This window comes from Gymnodinialimonas mytili, assembly GCF_037544085.1.
Lineage (GTDB): Bacteria > Pseudomonadota > Alphaproteobacteria > Rhodobacterales > Rhodobacteraceae > Gymnodinialimonas > Gymnodinialimonas mytili.
The window spans coordinates 1,567,730-1,583,110 of record NZ_JBBIFW010000001.1 but is presented as its reverse complement, the minus strand read 5'-3'; the positions used below and the strand labels follow the sequence as shown (position 1 = coordinate 1,583,110).

The window sequence follows — 15,381 nt, the reverse complement described above, 5'->3', positions numbered from 1 at the left end:
ACACACATCTGCGTCACAGGTGCGGCGGCTATCCTCCGTTGCGTTGGCCGCCGGATTATCCCAAGCTGCTTATCAAACACGAAGATGGGAGAACACATCACATGCGGACCCGTGCCGCCGTCGCCCTTGAGGCCGGCAAGCCCCTGGAGATTATGGATGTCAATCTGGATGGCCCCCGCGCCGGCGAAGTGCTGGTCGAGATCAAGGCCACCGGCATCTGTCATACCGATGAATTCACGCTTTCGGGTGCCGATCCCGAAGGTCTGTTTCCCGCGATCCTCGGCCATGAGGGCGCTGGCGTCGTGATGGAGGTGGGCGAAGGTGTGACAAGCCTGAAGCCCGGCGACCACGTGATCCCGCTTTACACGGCGGAATGTCGCGAATGCGAATATTGCCTGCATCCCAAGACCAATCTCTGCCAGAAGGTTCGGGCGACGCAGGGCCAGGGCCTGATGCCCGATGGCACGAGCCGGTTCTCGATGCTCGATGGCACACCGATCCTGCACTATATGGGCTGTTCGACCTTCGCGAACCATACGGTGCTACCCGAGATCAGCCTTGCGAAGGTTCGCGACGACGCGCCATTCGACAAGATTTGTTACATCGGCTGCGGCGTGACGACCGGGATTGGCGCCGTGATCTACACCGCAAAGGTCGAGATCGGCAGCCGCGCCATCGTCTTCGGCCTCGGCGGGATTGGCCTGAATGTGATCCAGGGGCTACGGTTGGCGGGTGCCGATCAAATCGTTGGCGTGGATATCAACCCGGGCAAAGTCGAGATGGCCAAGCATTTCGGCATGACCGATTATGTGAACCCCACCGAGGTCGAGGGGGATCTTGTGCCTTACTTGGTCGACCTGACCAAAGGCGGCGCCGACTACACGTTCGACGCCACCGGCAACGTGCAGGTGATGCGCGCCGCACTTGAATCGGCCCATAAGGGTTGGGGGGAATCGATTATCATCGGCGTGGCCCCCGCGGGCGCCGAGATCAGTACGCGGCCCTTCCAGCTTGTCACCGGCCGCTCCTGGCGTGGCACAGCGTTTGGCGGCGCCCGCGGCCGGACCGATGTGCCGCAGATTGTGGATTGGTACATGGAAGGCAAGATCGAGATCGATCCCATGATCACCCACCAGCTTTCGCTAGACCAGATCAATGATGGTTTCGACCTTATGCACAAAGGCGAGTCGATCCGCTCGGTCGTCGTCTACTGATTTTGCACACAACAGGGAGTATGGAACATGACGACCAAGATGTTGGACGATGGCAGCGCAGAGACCGAGAAACAGCCCGAGGGCCGTATCGAACAGCTGTTCTTCCGGTCGCGCAACGTGATCATCACCGGTGAAATCAATGACAAGGTTGCGCGACAGGCGGTGACGCATTTGCTCGCCCTGTCCGAGGACAACGATGATCCGATCAACCTTTATATCTCGTCGCCCGGCGGGCATGTGGAATCCGGTGACATGGTCCATGACGTGATCAAGTTCATCCGGCCCACGGTGCGTGCTATCGGATCGGGCTGGGTCGCAAGTGCCGGTGCCCTGATCTTTGTTGGAGCGGAGAAAGAAAACCGCTTCTGTCTGCCCAATACCCGGTTCCTGTTGCACCAGCCCGCCGGTGGCATTGGCGGTCAGGCGACAGATATTCAGATCCAGGCCGAGCAGATCCGGATCATGCAGGAACGGTTCCATCGCCTGTTCTCCGAGGCGACGGGCCAGAGCCCCGAGAGGATCGCGCAGGACACCGCCCGCGATTTCTGGCTGACCACGCAAGATGCGCTCGACTATGGCTTGTTGGGTAGTGTGATCACGTCCATCGATGATCTGCCGTAACGTGATGCGAGGTCCGAAATCGATCCAATCGATCGCTGAGCATCTTCACCTTTTTTCGCCCCTCAAAGCGTTTTTTATGGAGGACCCTTGATGACATTTCATCGTTTTCTAACCGCAGCAGCTGTTTCGCTGGCTGCTACTGGTGCTGCTCAGGCCGAAGGATGGACCGTGACCGACTTCGCATCGGTTTCGGACCGCCAGACCTGCATGACCTATGCCGAGACGACTTTTAGCGTCTATCGCCAGCGGTTTGGCGGTGACGGTTTCACGGGCCGGTCGCAATGGACGGTCGGTGGCTACGATCTGCGCGGCGAGGTCGTGGATGGCCTGTTCATCTGCGCCGATGAAACCGGGCTCGTCGCCCCGTTCCTAGTCGTCTACAACGTCGATGATGACAGCGATGCGCGCGAAGCGATTGCGGACCGCCTTGGTGATATCTGGGACGAAATCGTCGCGGGTGGCGGTACCGTCGGTGGTCTTGCCCCGGTCGGTGGCGCAGGCGGTGGTACGAAGTAAGCGATCTGCGTTGGGCGCGATCCACCGATTTTGGGAGACGTTTTGAATGCGCGCTCCAGGCCTTTGGGCGTTTCTGATCTGTGCATTGTCCACTTCAGCCAGTGCGCAAGATGCCGGACCATTGCGTTTGAACAGCCCCAGCGACAGCATCGAGGTCGGATCGGAGGATTTGGTGGACGCTTGGACATTTCATGCGCCACCAAGCGGCCAACCCGCGGTTGGATTGCGGTTTTCGGCAGATGTCGCGGATTGGGTCGCGCAGGAAACATCCCAACATGTCGGTGAGATCATTGAGATTGCGGTCTGTGGCCGGGTTGTCACCGCACCAGTTATTCAAACGCCGATCACCGCTGGTGAGATTGCCATTACAGGAAGTTTCACGATCCAAGAAGCGCAGGACCTTTTGGATGCCATAACCGGTGAAGGATCTTGCGGGCCGATATCATAAACCGGACGTCGCCCTATTGGCGTCCGGAACCGCCGCTCACATGTCTTGGAAAGGGCTGATAACATGGCAAATGGCACACCCCTCCTCGCCGTTTTGATTGACGCCGACAATACCAGCTACAAACACGCCCAAGCCATCTTCGAAGAGATCGCGCGGTTTGGCGAAGCGTCGGTGCGCCGGATCTATGGCGATTTCAGTTCGACCCATATGAAGGGCTGGTCGAACGTTCAGGCCGAATTTGGCATCGTCCCTTTCCACCAGCCCGCAAATACCGTTGGCAAAAACGCCAGTGATATCGCGCTGGTGATCGATGCTATGGATTTGCTGCTTTCAGGCCGGTTCGACGGCTTTGTTCTGTGCTCCAGCGACAGCGATTTCACACGCTTGGCCAGCCGCATTCGCGAACAGGGCCTCGATGTTTACGGGATCGGGCAGCAGAAAACGCCCGAAGCTTTCCGCAAAGCGTGCAAGCGGTTCATCTTCATTGAAAATATCCTGCCCGAGGTGCCGAAGGGCGAAGAACGCACGGTGAAGGCGACCGAGGCACGTCCGGTCAACGAAGCGCGCGATCTGATCTTTAAGGCGATGGATGGGATCAATCAGGAAGATGATTGGTATTCTCTGGGCCAACTGGGTCAGTACCTGACGGCGGCGAACCCGGATTTCGATACGCGCACATACGGCAAGCGAAAGCTAAGCGATTTGGTCGACAGCTTGAAAATGCTGGAAACAAAGCGCGGCCAAGGCAATCAGGTGCTCGTTCGACGGCTCGATTAATCCACCCAACAAAAAAGGCGCGCCCTCTGGCACGCCTTTCTTAGAATTAACGCTGTGTGCTTAGGCAGCGGCTGCACGACGGCGGCGACGGCCAACCATCATCAGACCACCAATGCCGAAGGCCAACATCGGCAGAGCTGCGGGCAGCGGAACCGGAGCAATATCCACGGTCAGCGACCGGATGCGCCAGGAGTCATTGTTACCGATTGCACCGATCCCGAAGAAGCTACCTGCAACACCAGGCGCCGCGATGGTGAACACGCCATCGTCGCCTGCGACATTCGGGATGTCACGAATGATGCTGGTAAACGTGTCGCTTGGATCGATCGGGCCAGCCGATGCAAAGCCAAGGAAATCATCCGGGCCGTTGCCAAAGAGGGCATCGTTCACGTTGTCGAAGGTGATCGAAAGCAGGTTCACCGACCGCGAAAAGCTGAACAACAGGATGTCATTGTCACCAAATCCATCGACGTCGTCGTTGAAGTCGTCTTCATCGAGAACGCCCAAACCCTGGTCACCGCTACCTTGTTGGGTGTTTACCACAGCACTGGTGTCACCGTTCAGGCGATAAGTTCTGGCTGGACCCGCAGGTGCAAAGCTGATCCGACGGAATGTGTCGGCGTCGATCGACAGATTAACGCCCTCGCCCACATCACCCACATTCACGATCTGTTGGTTGTTTTGGGCGCCAAGCCCATCAAAGCTGATAGTTACTGGAACAGCCTGCGCAGCAGTTGCAAATGCAGCCGTCCCAAGAGCGGCGAGAAATGCGCCGAGCTTGTAGTTAAACATAAGAGTATTCCCTAAAAACGTAGTTACCCTGTGTCAACTCTACACGGATTTACCTAAAATTCCATGGGTTCGGTTAACGTTCTGTTCACAATCTTGCCTGATTTCCATCCAAATAACGGTTTTCAAACCAAACTTTTCCGAAGCACACCTACTATTTTCTCAGAAGGTGAAGGAAGAACGCCAGTATCCAGTATATGGAGACGCAACCCTCAGAGTCAGAAAGCGCGTGCGATGACACTTGTCGTGTCAGCGGCGGTAGCGCGCCAGAAACGTGCGAACCGCCTCATCCACGATTCGATCAATCTCGTCTTCTTTCGGATTGGTCTCGATCCCGAACATCACCTTCAACATCAGATCTGTGCGACATAACTGCGCCAATTGATCTGCGGCAAGGTAGGGGTCTTCTATATCCAACACAGCGCGCGCCTTGTCGCTGCGCAAAAAGCCTGCGATCCGTTCGCCCCAATGCTTCGGGCCGCTCTCGTAGAAGGTCGTGCCAAGCTCCGGAAATCGCTTCGCCTCTGCCACGCAGACGCGGAACATGTCTTGGCCAAAATCACTGAGAAAGAAGGTGATCAGCTTCTTGCAGATCACACAGAGCTTTTCTTCAACCGATAGCCCGGTGTGTTCGAACAGCACCTCGACCTCGGATTGCGCATCGCATTCCTGTCGCAGAACTTCGAGAAACAGATGCTGTTTGTCGGGAAAGTAGCTGTAAAGCGTGGCCTTGGATACACCGGCATCGCGGGCAATCTCGTCGACGCTGGCGCCTTCGAAGCCTTCTCTCATGAAGACAGCCCTGGCTCCTTCGATCACTTGATCGAATTTGCGGCCCCGCTTGATCTGCGCTTCTGCGTTCATTGTGTCCGGTTACGCCCCATCCTGACATCTATTGTAAACTGGTCAGTTCAGTTTGAGCAAGCTGGACGTTTCGTCATGGGCGTAGAATGCCCGAACGCTGGACAGGACCAGGCGCGTGGCGTAGCGCAGAGGCATGGTTGAGATCTTTTTGAAAACACTGCCGTTCTTTGCCTTGATCGGATTGGGATTTCAGGCTTGCCGGACGGGTTTCTTCACCTCGGAGGCGGCGGCCTATCTTACCAAGTTCGTTTTCTACTTCGCATTGTCGGCGATGCTGTTTCGATTCGCGGCCAACTTATCGTTGGCCGAAATCTTCGATTGGCAATTTGTCGGAGCCTATCTGACAGGCTGCTTTGCGGTCTATATCCTGGCCACAATCGTGGCGATGATCCGCCGCCGCCTGATTGCAGAGGCCGCGTTTGAGGCGCAATGCGCGATCATCGGCAATGTCGGGTTTTTGGGTGTGCCCATGCTGGTGGTGCTGTTGGGTGAGGCCGCGGCGGGCCCGATCCTGCTGGTGCTCTCGCTGGATCTGATCGTTTTCTCCAGTTTGATCGTGATCATCGTGACCGGTAGCCGCGATGGCCGCATGTCCCTGGGCGTGATCCGAACCGTTGCCATCGGGTTGGTGAAAAACCCGATGATCGTATCGATCAGCCTGGGGCTTGCGTGGTCGACGACCGGGTGGACTGTGCCCGGCCCGGTCAATGAGTTTCTGGCCATTCTGGGCGCCGCGGCCACCCCGGGCGCCCTGTTTGCCATCGGCGCGTCCCTGGCCGGCAAATCGGCCGAGCGTCTGACCGTGGCCGGCTGGCTGACCTTCTGTAAACTGGCGCTGCATCCCGCCGCCGTCGCGGTCGGCGCCTTGGTCCTGTTCGACGTGCCAGACTATGAGGCAGCGGTGATGATCGCGGCGGCGTCCCTGCCGGTGGCAGGCAATGTCTATATCCTGGCCCAGCATTACGGTGTTGCGCCGCAGCGGGTTTCCGCCACCATTCTGGTCTCCACGGCGCTGTCTATCCTGACGGTTTCGGCAATCATCGCCTGGTTGGCTCCACTATCGGGGAGCTAGCGGTTGCACCCTGTCCTGCCGCCGCGCTACCCATGGCCGAAACAGGGGAGCACGCGCATGGAAACCTTATCCGAAAACAAAGCATTCGGCGGTGTACAGGGGGTCTATTCCCATGCCTCGACGGCGACGGGTTGCGACATGATTTTTGGCCTGTTTCTCCCGGACGAGGCCGCCTTCGGACCGGTACCCATCCTGTGGTATCTGTCGGGCCTGACCTGCACCCATGAAAACGCGATGGTGAAAGCGGGCGCCCAAGGTTGGGCCGCCGAACAAGGCATTGCGCTAATCTTCCCTGACACTTCCCCGCGCGGCGACGATGTGGCCGATGACGAGGCTTACGATCTGGGCAAAGGCGCGGGCTTCTATGTCAACGCGACCGAGGCCCCCTGGGCCCCGCATTATCGGATGTGGGATTACATCGCCGAAGATCTCCCTGCCCTGGTCTTCGAAAAATTCGCTCTGGACGCTGACCGCCAGGCGATCACCGGTCACTCGATGGGCGGACACGGCGCGCTGACGTTGGCCATGGCTCACCCGGATCGCTTCGCCAGCGTGTCGGCCTTTGCGCCGATCTGCCATCCCTCGGCCAGCGATTGGGGCCGCAAGCAATTGGGCGCCTATCTTGGCAGCGATGAAGTCAAATGGGCCAAACATGATGCCACGCTGGCCATGCGCGCGGGCCGTTTTAATGGCCCGATCCTGATCGATACAGGCACCGACGATCAGTTCGGCGACCTCCTAATGACCGAGGCACTGGCCGAAGCCGCCGCGGCGCAACGCCAGGAGATCCAGATGCGTCTTCAGAAGGGCTACGATCACAGCTATTTCTTCGTGTCGACCTTCATGGAAGACCACATCACCTTCCATGCCGAGGCGCTCTATGCCCGTTGAAGGCGTTGTTTTCGATATAGGCAACGTGCTGATCAAGTGGGATCCGATCGCGCATTACGATCAGGTCATCGGCGAAGCACGTCGGAAGGCCGTCTTTGCAGCGGTCGATTTGGATGGCATGAACGAACGAGTCGATCTGGGCGAAACCCTGCTAAGCGTTGTGGCGGAGGTGGCCCAAGCCAACCCCGACTACGCCGACGAGATCATGATTTGGCATGACGATTGGCTAAAGATGTGCGCCCCCGAGATCCCGCATTCCGTGCGCCTTTTGCGGGCACTGAAGGCCAAGGGCGTGCCGGTGTTTGCGCTGACGAATTTCGGGTGGGACACGTTCGATGTGGCCTGCGCCGCCTATCCGGTCCTGACGGAATTTGACCGGGCCTATGTGTCGGGACGGATGAAGGTGGTCAAACCCGAGCCCGAGATCTATGCGCGGCTTGAGGCCAATAGCGGCATGGCAGCGTCGGATCTGTTGTTTACCGACGACAAGCCCGAGAATATCACCGCTGCCGCCACGCGCGGTTGGAAAACGCATCTTTTTGAAGGGCCCGCAGGCTGGGCTGCGCGGCTGGTGGCCGAGGGCCTGTTGAGCGAGGCGGAGGCGCAGCCATGAGCATAACGATAATTGGCCCCGAGGCAGAGGCGCATCTGGATTGGCTGGCCCTGACCGACGCCATCGAAGCGGGGCATCGGGTGCCGCGCGCCGAGATCGGGGATACGTTCCTTTATCGTGGCGAGGATACGTTGCTGAACCGCGCGGCTTGGATCGACGGGCTGGGACAATTGGTGAAAACCGCTACGATTTTCCCGGGCAATGCCAAACGGCGCCAGCCGATGATCAATGGCGGCGTCAGCCTGTTTTCTGATGTCGATGGCACACTGGAAGCGATTGTCGATTTCCATTTGCTGACCAAATGGAAAACGGCGGGCGACAGTCTTTTCGCGGCCCGGAAACTGGCGCGACCCGATGCGAAACGGATCCTGCTGATCGGGGCGGGCAATGTGGCCCGATCGCTCCATGCCGCCTATAGTGCCGCCTTCCCTGGGGCGGAGTTCACCGTTTGGAATCGCACCCTGCCCAAGGCCGAAAGATTTGCCGAAGATTTTCCGGGTATGAAGGTGGCCTATACGCTGCAACAGGCCGTCGAAGAGGCTGAAATCATCGGCTCGGGCACCATGACGACCGAGCCGATCCTGCATGGCAAATGGCTGCAACCCGGACAACATGTGGATCTGATTGGCGCCTACCGTCCTGATATGCGCGAAGGCGATGACGATTGCCTGCGCCGCTCGCGCGTTTTTGTGGATAGCCGCGAAACCACGTTTGGCCATATCGGCGAGCTCAAGATCCCTCTGGAGGAGGGTGTGTTTTTTGAGTCCGATGTCGTTGGTGATTTCTACGATTTAGATATGCTGCATCGGACCTCGGACCACGAGATCACCTTGTGCAAGAATGGCGGCGGCGCGCATCTGGATCTGATGGTGGCTCGCTACATCCTGGATGCCGTGCGGGGTGCTTAAGCCGCCTGCCCGCTGCGCTGGCCCAAGGGAACTTCGCGGATCGGCAGATGTACTACAGCGCTCAGCGCACCGACGGCCACACCAACCCACCAGACCAGTGTGTAGTTGCCATAGAGGTCATACATCTGCCCGCCCAGCCATACGCCCATGAAGCTGCCCAATTGGTGGCTGAAGAACACGATCCCGTAGAGCGTACCCATGAAGCGCAGGCCGTAGATATAGCCGACAAGGCCCGAGGTCAGCGGTACCGTCGCCAGCCAAAGCGACCCCATCACCACCGAAAAAATGATCACCGATAGCGGTGTGATCGGTAGTATGATGAACAATGCCGCGGCGATGGTTCGGCCCACATAGATCCAGGCCAGCAGATTCTTTTTGGAATAGCTCTTGCCCAGATGCGCGGCAAACAGCGTGCCGCCGATATTGGCCAAGCCAATCAGCGAGATGGCCAGCGCGCCAAGTGCCGATGTCGTTGTGACACCCATCGAATGCAGCACGCCGCCCGGTGCGATGGGGCCGCAATATTCCTCGACGAAGGCAGGGAAATGAGCAGTGATGAACCCCAATTGATAGCCGCAAGAGAAAAACCCAACGAAGATCAGGGTGAAGGATGGGTCGCGAAACGCCTTGCCCAGGATCTGAAGCAACGTGGTTTCCAGGGCTGCTGGATCGTCGCGATCCGGCGCCTTGAGCAGTGGCAGGAACAGCAGCGAGGCAAAGATCATAGCCGCAAAGACCAGGAACACGCTCTGCCATGGCAACGCGCTCAGCAACGCTTCGGTCAAGGGCGGGCCGACGATTTGGCCAGCCGATCCGGCGGCTGTGGCGATGCCCAGCGCCAGCGAGCGATGCTCGTCAGATGTGGCGCGGCCCACCATCGCGAGGATCACACCAAATCCAGTGCCCGCGATCCCAAAGCCCACCAAGACTTCCAGCATCTGGTGCTGTTCGGGCGTGATGGCGTAGGCCGATACGACCAATCCGATCACATAGAGCGCGACGCCCAGGATGATGGCTTTGCGGTCGCCAAACTTCTCGGCAATGGCACCAAAAAAAGGCTGCCCGATGCCCCAGGCGAGGTTCTGGATGGCGATGGCCAGGCTGAACTCGGCGCGCAGCCAGCCAAATTCTTCGGCGATCGGGATCTGGAACAGGCCGAAGCTGGAGCGCACGGCAAAGCTGATCAGGATGATCGCGCAGCCGCCGATCAGCACCGGTGTGATCAATCGATCCGATCTGTCCATCTATGCGGCCCTCAATCCGTGCACAGCGTAAGACTTGCTGAGATGCGTCTTCGGGTCAAATCAGAGAATGTTGCGTGACAGTTCACTTTTTCTGATCGCTCTGATTTTGATGGGCAAATCCGACCAACTCGCCTATCGGTGTCGCCCATGTCTCAACACCTGACCGCTCTGTATGATACCCGCGTTGCCGAAGGTCTTCTGCGCCCCGACCCGGCTCAGCGCGCGGCGATGGCGCGGTTGGAGAGCGTGCGCGAGAGGTTGGAACAAGAGGCACCGCAGCGCTCGGGCTTTCTGGCCAGGTTTCGCAAGGCAGAGCCCATGGGCAAGCAGGGCCTTTATCTGTGGGGTGGGGTCGGGCGCGGCAAGTCGATGTTGATGGACATGTTCTTTCAGCATTCCGGTGTCACCGGTAAGCGGCGTGTGCATTTCCACGCCTTCATGCAAGAGGTGCAGGCCGCCCTGCACGAGGCGCGGAAGACCGGTGTGGATGATGCGATCAAACCTGTCGCCGAGGCCATCGCGCGGGATCTGAAGCTGCTGTGTTTCGACGAGATGCAGATCACCGACATCGCCGATGCGATGATTGTGGGGCGCCTGTTTGAACGCTTGTTCGAGGCCGGTGTGGTCATTGTGACGACATCGAACCGGCACCCGAAAGACCTGTATAAGGATGGCCTGAATCGCCAGCTTTTTCTACCGTTTATCGCACTTTTGGAGGACCGCCTTGAGGTCGATGAACTCGACGCGATGACAGATTACCGGCAGGATCGCTTGGCTGGCGAGCAGGTCTGGTTCACGCCAGCCGATACGACTGCTGCGCGGGCCATCGATCTGATCTGGAACGACCTGACAGGCGGTCGCGAAGAAGCTCTGACGTTGGAGGTGAAGGGCCGCGACGTGCCGGTGCCGCGGTTCTGGGCCGGACAGGCGCGGATGGAATTCGACGATCTGTGTGGCAAACCTTTGGGCCCAGCCGATTACCTGGCGCTGGTAGGTGCGGTGAAGTTGTTGGTAGTGGAGCACATCCCCGTTATGGGGCCCGCCAATGCGAATGAGGCCAAGCGCTTCGTGACGTTAATCGACGCGCTTTACGAAGGACATGTGCGCCTGGTGGCCAGCGCCGATGCAGTGCCGGAGGCACTGTATGTGGAAGGGGCTGGCGCGTTCGAATTCGAGCGTACGGCAAGCCGCCTGCGTGAAATGCAGGGCGCCGGTTGGGGCGCAGCGTCAGATTAGAAATTCTGATCTGAAAGCGGCTGTGACATCCGTACACAGTTTGTACACACCCGGTACACTGACATGGCCATGGCGCCCTCTGTGCGGGCTCGAAATCTTGGATGAGACGGCTAGCTGTGACGTATGATCGACGTGCCGCCCATTGCGTTATCCGTCCGCCAGCCCTCAGCATGGGCCATTATCCATGGCGGCAAGGATGTGGAGAACCGGTCGCTTGGATCGATGCGGGTGGGGCGGATGACGCCGGGGCGTATCGCCATCCATGCGGCGACGGGGATGAAACGGGACGAATATGACTACCTCGTTTGGCGCTGGGCGCGCGACGGCATTCAGGTGCCACGGCCAGATGCGCTGCCGCGTGGCGCCATCATCGGGTCGGTTGAGGTGGTGGAGATCGTCACGATAAGTGACAGCCCATGGTTCGGCGGTGAGGCGGGGTTAGCCCTGCGCGACCCAGTGCCCTGTGACCCCATCCCCGCCACGGGCGCCCTGGGCTATTTCGCATGGCAAGCGAGCGGAGATTTGGCCGAGCCGCTGCTCTGGATGCGAGACTGGGGCACCGCAGATGGTGGCCTGTTTGGCGACATGCCCGTCCACTTCGCCGAAACGCCGGTAAAGCCGTTCGGACGGCGGAAACCAAGGTGCTAGGACGATTGGCGAATGCTTTGACGAGCGGTCTTGCGGAACGGAACTGAGGCGACTGATTGAAGCGAAAAAAGTCCGCGGCCATGCGACACCGGCCTCAGCTTGTAGATCGCTAAGCCCAACGGAATATCCCACCAGGCTCTAGCAGATACAAAATGACAGTTATATCCCATTCGTCCCGCACTGCGCGGTTGGACCCGACTAGTCGTAACCTCTGCCTCCGGGCAGAAGTATTGGACCCACAAAGCTCCAAAGCACAAAGCCGCCCATTGTGCCGACAATCAGCACGATAACCAAAGACACTCCCTCTCTATGAAAAGTGTGACTCAGAAACCAAATTAGGCTGCCAACGCCCAACACCAATGCAAGAGCCGCCAGGGGCAAGGCCCCGATGCCAAGCGCCTGGGACACCTGAACTTCGTCGGATGAAAAGCCGGATGTGTTTCCACCCAGTAACCTTTTGATCTCGAAAGGAAGGAGCAGAATGCTTCGCCCGCCCGCGCCGAGGCCCAATGATAGCGCCGTCGGGTTCGTGGCACCACTTAAACAGACCAAGAGAATGATGCTGTGGGTCAAAGCGGTCCAGCCAGCCAAGTGACCGCAAGATTCTGTCTGTCGAGAGCGGTTTCATCAAAGGTTATGTCGGCCCAATGCAGGGCGAACTTCTGAGCCCCAATCGCAACGGCACCGAGGTAATGTGCAATCTCATGGGCCAGAATTGTCAGGGCTGTCATAACCAATGCGATGGCAAACTATCCAGCCAGCTTTCCGATGTCACTCACCGTGGCAGTCCTTACTTGTGTTGGAAGCGTGCAAGGCTATCGTTGCCAAGGCGATCTGGTTTTGCAATCTGCCAAGGCGCTGAAATTCATCGAAAACACCGCCTTAATCACTTGGGCTCTTCGAGTATGTTTGCTCCGCTGCTGCAACCTTCGGTTCGCTTTGCCAGGGTAGTCAGCCCCGACCTTCGAGCAACCTGCGGGATATTGTAAAGTGCCTGCCCGAGTTATCGTTCGCTCCAAGTGCTCGAAACTAGCCGCTGCGGAAGGCGGTAATGCGGGACTTTCTCACTGCCATCGTGCGAAAAGATATTCATGCACGGAAATCGCGAAGCTACTTTGAAACGCCTGAAACGCCTTGAGGGGCAGGTCCGCGGGATCGCCCGGATGGTCGAAGAAGATCGCTATTGCGTCGATGTTTTGAAGCAAATCGCGGCAGTACGCGCGGCGCTGAAAGGCGTCGAAAAGCTCGTGATCGATGATCACGCGTCGCACTGTATCGAGGACGCACTTGCCTCGGGTGATCGAGAAGACCAACGGGCAAAATTCACTGAATTGCTTGAACTGCTCGACAAGGCGCGCGGCTAAGCTGTTAAAGATTGATGGGCGGTGTCGTCACACTGGTAATAGTTGCAGTCGCCAACAGGATCGGTGCGACAGCCAGCATCTCCAATGAAATCGATTGTCGTAGCGCATGAGTTGCGCCTGGCTTCGCAACACGCAGGGCCGGAACAAATCTAACCTTATTCAGCGTAGCCAAGCCAAGTAACGCTGAGACAATCCCTACTTTGACCAAGAGCCCCAAGCCATAAGCGGTTCCAAACAAGGCGGCCAACGATCCCGAAAGAAGATACGCGAGCGCTGTTCCCGCAATGATCAGGACGGCAATCCCAAAAGCAGCAATATTGCCAAAGTGGTGCAGTAGATCGGCACCAGTAGGCAAGAGCGTCGCGCGGCGCAAAGGCGCGAGGGCACCAATCCAGAAAGCAGCGGCCAGAAGGTGCAGCACCAGAAAGACCGCTAAAGCCGCCCTTGGCTCCCCGAGAGCGTGCCCCACCTGAGCAAAGGATATCGCAACAGCAAGGCACCCCATCAGAGCGATCCACTGCCCTATTCGGGGTACCAAAATCGCAAGTATCGCGAGTTCGCCAACCCCACGCCAAATCGCGGCGGTGCCAAGCGGGCTTTCCCAAACGAAGCCGAGCATCATTGGGTCCATTGCGCCCTCAAAGCCCATTCCTGATATCCGTGCTGCACGAATGCCGAAACGAAGAGCCAGCACGGCGAGACCGACAAGCGCCGCACCGACCGCAAGCTGCCTCGCAAGGTGAAGGACAGATGCCTCTGCGTGCTTGGCAAAGATGAAGGAAAATAGCACGCCCCCCATCGCGAGGAGTGCCGCGCCATAGCCAATCGCTTTGGCCAAGATGGCCAAAACGACAAGACCATCGACAGGCGCGAGTCCGGTCACTCAGCGACCGTGAAAGAGAAGCTTCCCTGCATCGGGTGGCCGTCTGAGGCCATACCCCGCCAATCGAAGCGATAGCTTCCAGGCGTAAGCTCTTCCAAAGGCAAAGCCCGGAATTCTGTGGCAGGCTCCATACCGGTCTCGCGTTCGATTTCGACGTCACCATCGGTTGAGGTTAACGTGACAGAGACTATGCGCATCGGATCATCGAACCGCATCGAAAGCTCCGGCACATCTGCGACCGTCGCCCCTTCAGCAGGTGTCGTTGCTTCAGAATTTGAATGTGCGGCCGCAAGCATCGGAGCCAACACCACGGCTAGGCCGAGAAGAGTTTGTTTTATCATTTGAATTTTCCTCTATTCGGATTGGGCGTTCAGTTCGTCGTGATATTGACGAATGTCGTCGGGCGAAGTTGACTTGATGAAAGACAGCACCGCAATGATCTCATCGTCGCTGAGCACGCCCTCATAGACAAGCATGCCAGATGGTGGCGCGTTCTCCATCAGACCGGCAAGCCCATATTTGGTCAGGGTGAAAAGCGTTTCGTCATCATGGTGCCATGTGTGCCCTGTGGCGTCATGTGGCGGCGCTGGAAGCAAACCATCCTCGCCACGTATGCGCCAGTTTGGTTGTCCCTCCAGGCGCGCACCATGGCAGGCAGCACATTGGTCTGCGTAGATGCTTTGGCCCATGGCGACCACTTCGGCGTCGTCCGGTGTTAATAGACCGACAGCTTCGGAGGCTTGGGCTAGAACGAATGCGGCGGCGAATCCGGCGAGCGCGAGCCCGCCGGTTAGCAAAACTGCCTTGCGACTTAACATCAGATGTCGAACGGCTGAGCTGTACCAGAAAGGTAGTACACCTTGCCGGTGCCAGCCTCTCCACAAACGCAATCACATCGTAACGGGCGGACGGGTCATCTCCCATGCCAGGAGAGCCCATCGGCATGCCTGGAACAGCAAGCCCAGTGATGTCTGGGCGGTCCTGCAAAACAGCTTCCAATGCTTCGAACGGCACATGCCCTTCAAACACATATCCATCCGCTTCAATGGTGTGACAGGAGGCGAGCTCAAGCGGAATGCCGCGCTCTGCCTTTTGCGCATCGGGGTCGGTCAGTTCCTCGACGGTGACGGGGTAGCCGCGCGCGCGCCAAATCAGCCCAAGCGTGACAGCAACCGCAGCCTGGCGACGTGAGAACGTGCATAGGCGTGCCTGCACGGGCAGGCAGAGCAGCCACGACAAAGGCCGTTGTGGAAAGAGTGGTGAAGTGACGACGTGTGATCATGTCTGTCGATC

The 15,381-nt window shown here is 58.4% G+C and carries 20 protein-coding genes; 13 read left to right on the top strand and 7 right to left on the bottom strand.

Translation table 11 applies throughout. From position 1 onward, the window contains the following. Positions 1-101: 101 nt before the first annotated feature. The 5 genes from V8J82_RS07885 to V8J82_RS07865 all read left to right on the top strand — a co-directional run bounded on the left by V8J82_RS07885 (position 102) and on the right by V8J82_RS07865 (position 3,576). Positions 102-1,214 (top strand): S-(hydroxymethyl)glutathione dehydrogenase/class III alcohol dehydrogenase, encoded by a 1,113-nt coding sequence (locus V8J82_RS07885; RefSeq protein ID WP_339973929.1) that lies wholly within the window; start codon positions 102-104, stop codon positions 1,212-1,214. A 27-nt stretch (positions 1,215-1,241) separates the two neighbouring features. Then, positions 1,242-1,835 carry an ATP-dependent Clp protease proteolytic subunit gene (locus V8J82_RS07880; protein ID WP_339973926.1) on the top strand — a complete coding sequence of 198 codons (594 nt, stop codon included), beginning with the start codon at positions 1,242-1,244 and terminating at the stop codon, positions 1,833-1,835. Between the two features lie 90 nt (positions 1,836-1,925). Further along, positions 1,926-2,351, top strand: coding sequence for a hypothetical protein (locus V8J82_RS07875; RefSeq protein ID WP_339973924.1), 426 nt, complete (start codon positions 1,926-1,928; stop codon positions 2,349-2,351). Positions 2,352-2,397: 46 nt separating this feature from the next. Next, positions 2,398-2,799: a SecDF P1 head subdomain-containing protein gene (locus V8J82_RS07870; protein ID WP_339973922.1), complete on the top strand. Its 402-nt coding sequence runs from the start codon at positions 2,398-2,400 to the stop codon at positions 2,797-2,799. A gap of 63 nt (positions 2,800-2,862) precedes the next feature. Beyond that, on the top strand, positions 2,863-3,576 hold the full coding sequence (locus V8J82_RS07865; RefSeq protein WP_339973919.1) for an NYN domain-containing protein: 714 nt from the start codon (positions 2,863-2,865) through the stop codon (positions 3,574-3,576). A gap of 60 nt (positions 3,577-3,636) precedes the next feature. Here V8J82_RS07865 and V8J82_RS07860 read toward each other — a convergent pair whose 3' ends face one another. Both V8J82_RS07860 and V8J82_RS07855 read right to left on the bottom strand, forming a co-directional pair. Continuing rightward, positions 3,637-4,368 (bottom strand): hypothetical protein, encoded by a 732-nt coding sequence (locus V8J82_RS07860; protein WP_339973917.1) that lies wholly within the window; start codon positions 4,366-4,368, stop codon positions 3,637-3,639. 246 nt (positions 4,369-4,614) lie between these two features. Next, a complete protein-coding gene (locus V8J82_RS07855) occupies positions 4,615-5,229 on the bottom strand; it encodes a TetR/AcrR family transcriptional regulator (protein WP_339973915.1) in 615 nt (204 codons plus the stop codon). Positions 5,230-5,362: 133 nt separating this feature from the next. Between V8J82_RS07855 and V8J82_RS07850 the strand changes: the two genes are divergently transcribed. From V8J82_RS07850 to V8J82_RS07835, 4 genes are read left to right on the top strand one after another with little or no spacing between them, the layout of a single operon-like run. Continuing rightward, on the top strand, positions 5,363-6,301 hold the full coding sequence (locus tag V8J82_RS07850) for an AEC family transporter (protein ID WP_339973913.1): 939 nt from the start codon (positions 5,363-5,365) through the stop codon (positions 6,299-6,301). 57 nt (positions 6,302-6,358) lie between these two features. Then, a complete protein-coding gene (gene fghA, locus V8J82_RS07845; RefSeq protein ID WP_339973911.1) occupies positions 6,359-7,192 on the top strand; it encodes an S-formylglutathione hydrolase in 834 nt (277 codons plus the stop codon). Beyond that, the gene (locus V8J82_RS07840; RefSeq protein ID WP_339973909.1) at positions 7,182-7,805 is read left to right on the top strand and encodes an HAD family hydrolase; all 624 of its coding nucleotides are present in this window, start codon (positions 7,182-7,184) and stop codon (positions 7,803-7,805) included. Before fghA ends, V8J82_RS07840 begins: the two co-directional genes overlap by 11 nt. Further along, entirely contained in the window at positions 7,802-8,713 is a 912-nt protein-coding gene (locus V8J82_RS07835; protein WP_339973907.1) for an ornithine cyclodeaminase family protein, read from the top strand. The genes V8J82_RS07840 and V8J82_RS07835 overlap by 4 nt, the downstream gene beginning before the upstream one ends. Here V8J82_RS07835 and V8J82_RS07830 read toward each other — a convergent pair. After that, positions 8,710-9,957, bottom strand: coding sequence for an MFS transporter (locus tag V8J82_RS07830; protein WP_339973905.1), 1,248 nt, complete (start codon positions 9,955-9,957; stop codon positions 8,710-8,712). The two genes, V8J82_RS07835 and V8J82_RS07830, sit on opposite strands and share 4 nt — an antisense overlap. A 147-nt stretch (positions 9,958-10,104) precedes the next feature. Here V8J82_RS07830 and zapE point away from each other — a divergent pair, with 147 nt between their 5' ends. Beyond that, complete coding sequence (gene zapE / locus V8J82_RS07825) at positions 10,105-11,193, top strand: cell division protein ZapE (protein ID WP_339973902.1); 1,089 nt, start codon at positions 10,105-10,107, stop codon at positions 11,191-11,193. A gap of 123 nt (positions 11,194-11,316) precedes the next feature. Next, on the top strand, positions 11,317-11,841 hold the full coding sequence (locus V8J82_RS07820; RefSeq protein WP_339973900.1) for an ASCH domain-containing protein: 525 nt from the start codon (positions 11,317-11,319) through the stop codon (positions 11,839-11,841). Positions 11,842-12,410: 569 nt separating this feature from the next. Here V8J82_RS07820 and V8J82_RS07815 read toward each other — a convergent pair. Further along, entirely contained in the window at positions 12,411-12,572 is a 162-nt protein-coding gene (locus tag V8J82_RS07815; protein WP_339973898.1) for a hypothetical protein, read from the bottom strand. A gap of 360 nt (positions 12,573-12,932) precedes the next feature. Here V8J82_RS07815 and V8J82_RS07810 point away from each other — a divergent pair, with 360 nt between their 5' ends. After that, positions 12,933-13,205, top strand: coding sequence for a metal-sensitive transcriptional regulator (locus V8J82_RS07810; protein ID WP_339973896.1), 273 nt, complete (start codon positions 12,933-12,935; stop codon positions 13,203-13,205). Positions 13,206-13,209: 4 nt separating this feature from the next. Here the strand turns inward: V8J82_RS07810 and V8J82_RS07805 are convergent, their stop codons facing one another. The 3 genes from V8J82_RS07805 to V8J82_RS07795 are packed head-to-tail and all read right to left on the bottom strand — an operon-like array spanning position 13,210 to position 14,906. After that, on the bottom strand, positions 13,210-14,043 hold the full coding sequence (locus V8J82_RS07805) for a CopD family protein (RefSeq protein ID WP_339973894.1): 834 nt from the start codon (positions 14,041-14,043) through the stop codon (positions 13,210-13,212). A 41-nt stretch (positions 14,044-14,084) separates the two neighbouring features. Continuing rightward, the gene (locus V8J82_RS07800) at positions 14,085-14,429 is read right to left on the bottom strand and encodes a copper resistance CopC family protein (protein ID WP_339973892.1); all 345 of its coding nucleotides are present in this window, start codon (positions 14,427-14,429) and stop codon (positions 14,085-14,087) included. A gap of 12 nt (positions 14,430-14,441) precedes the next feature. Continuing rightward, complete coding sequence (locus tag V8J82_RS07795) at positions 14,442-14,906, bottom strand: c-type cytochrome (RefSeq protein ID WP_339973890.1); 465 nt, start codon at positions 14,904-14,906, stop codon at positions 14,442-14,444. A gap of 196 nt (positions 14,907-15,102) precedes the next feature. Between V8J82_RS07795 and V8J82_RS07790 the strand changes: the two genes are divergently transcribed. After that, on the top strand, positions 15,103-15,279 hold the full coding sequence (locus tag V8J82_RS07790) for a hypothetical protein (RefSeq protein ID WP_339973888.1): 177 nt from the start codon (positions 15,103-15,105) through the stop codon (positions 15,277-15,279). Positions 15,280-15,381 lie beyond the last annotated feature (102 nt).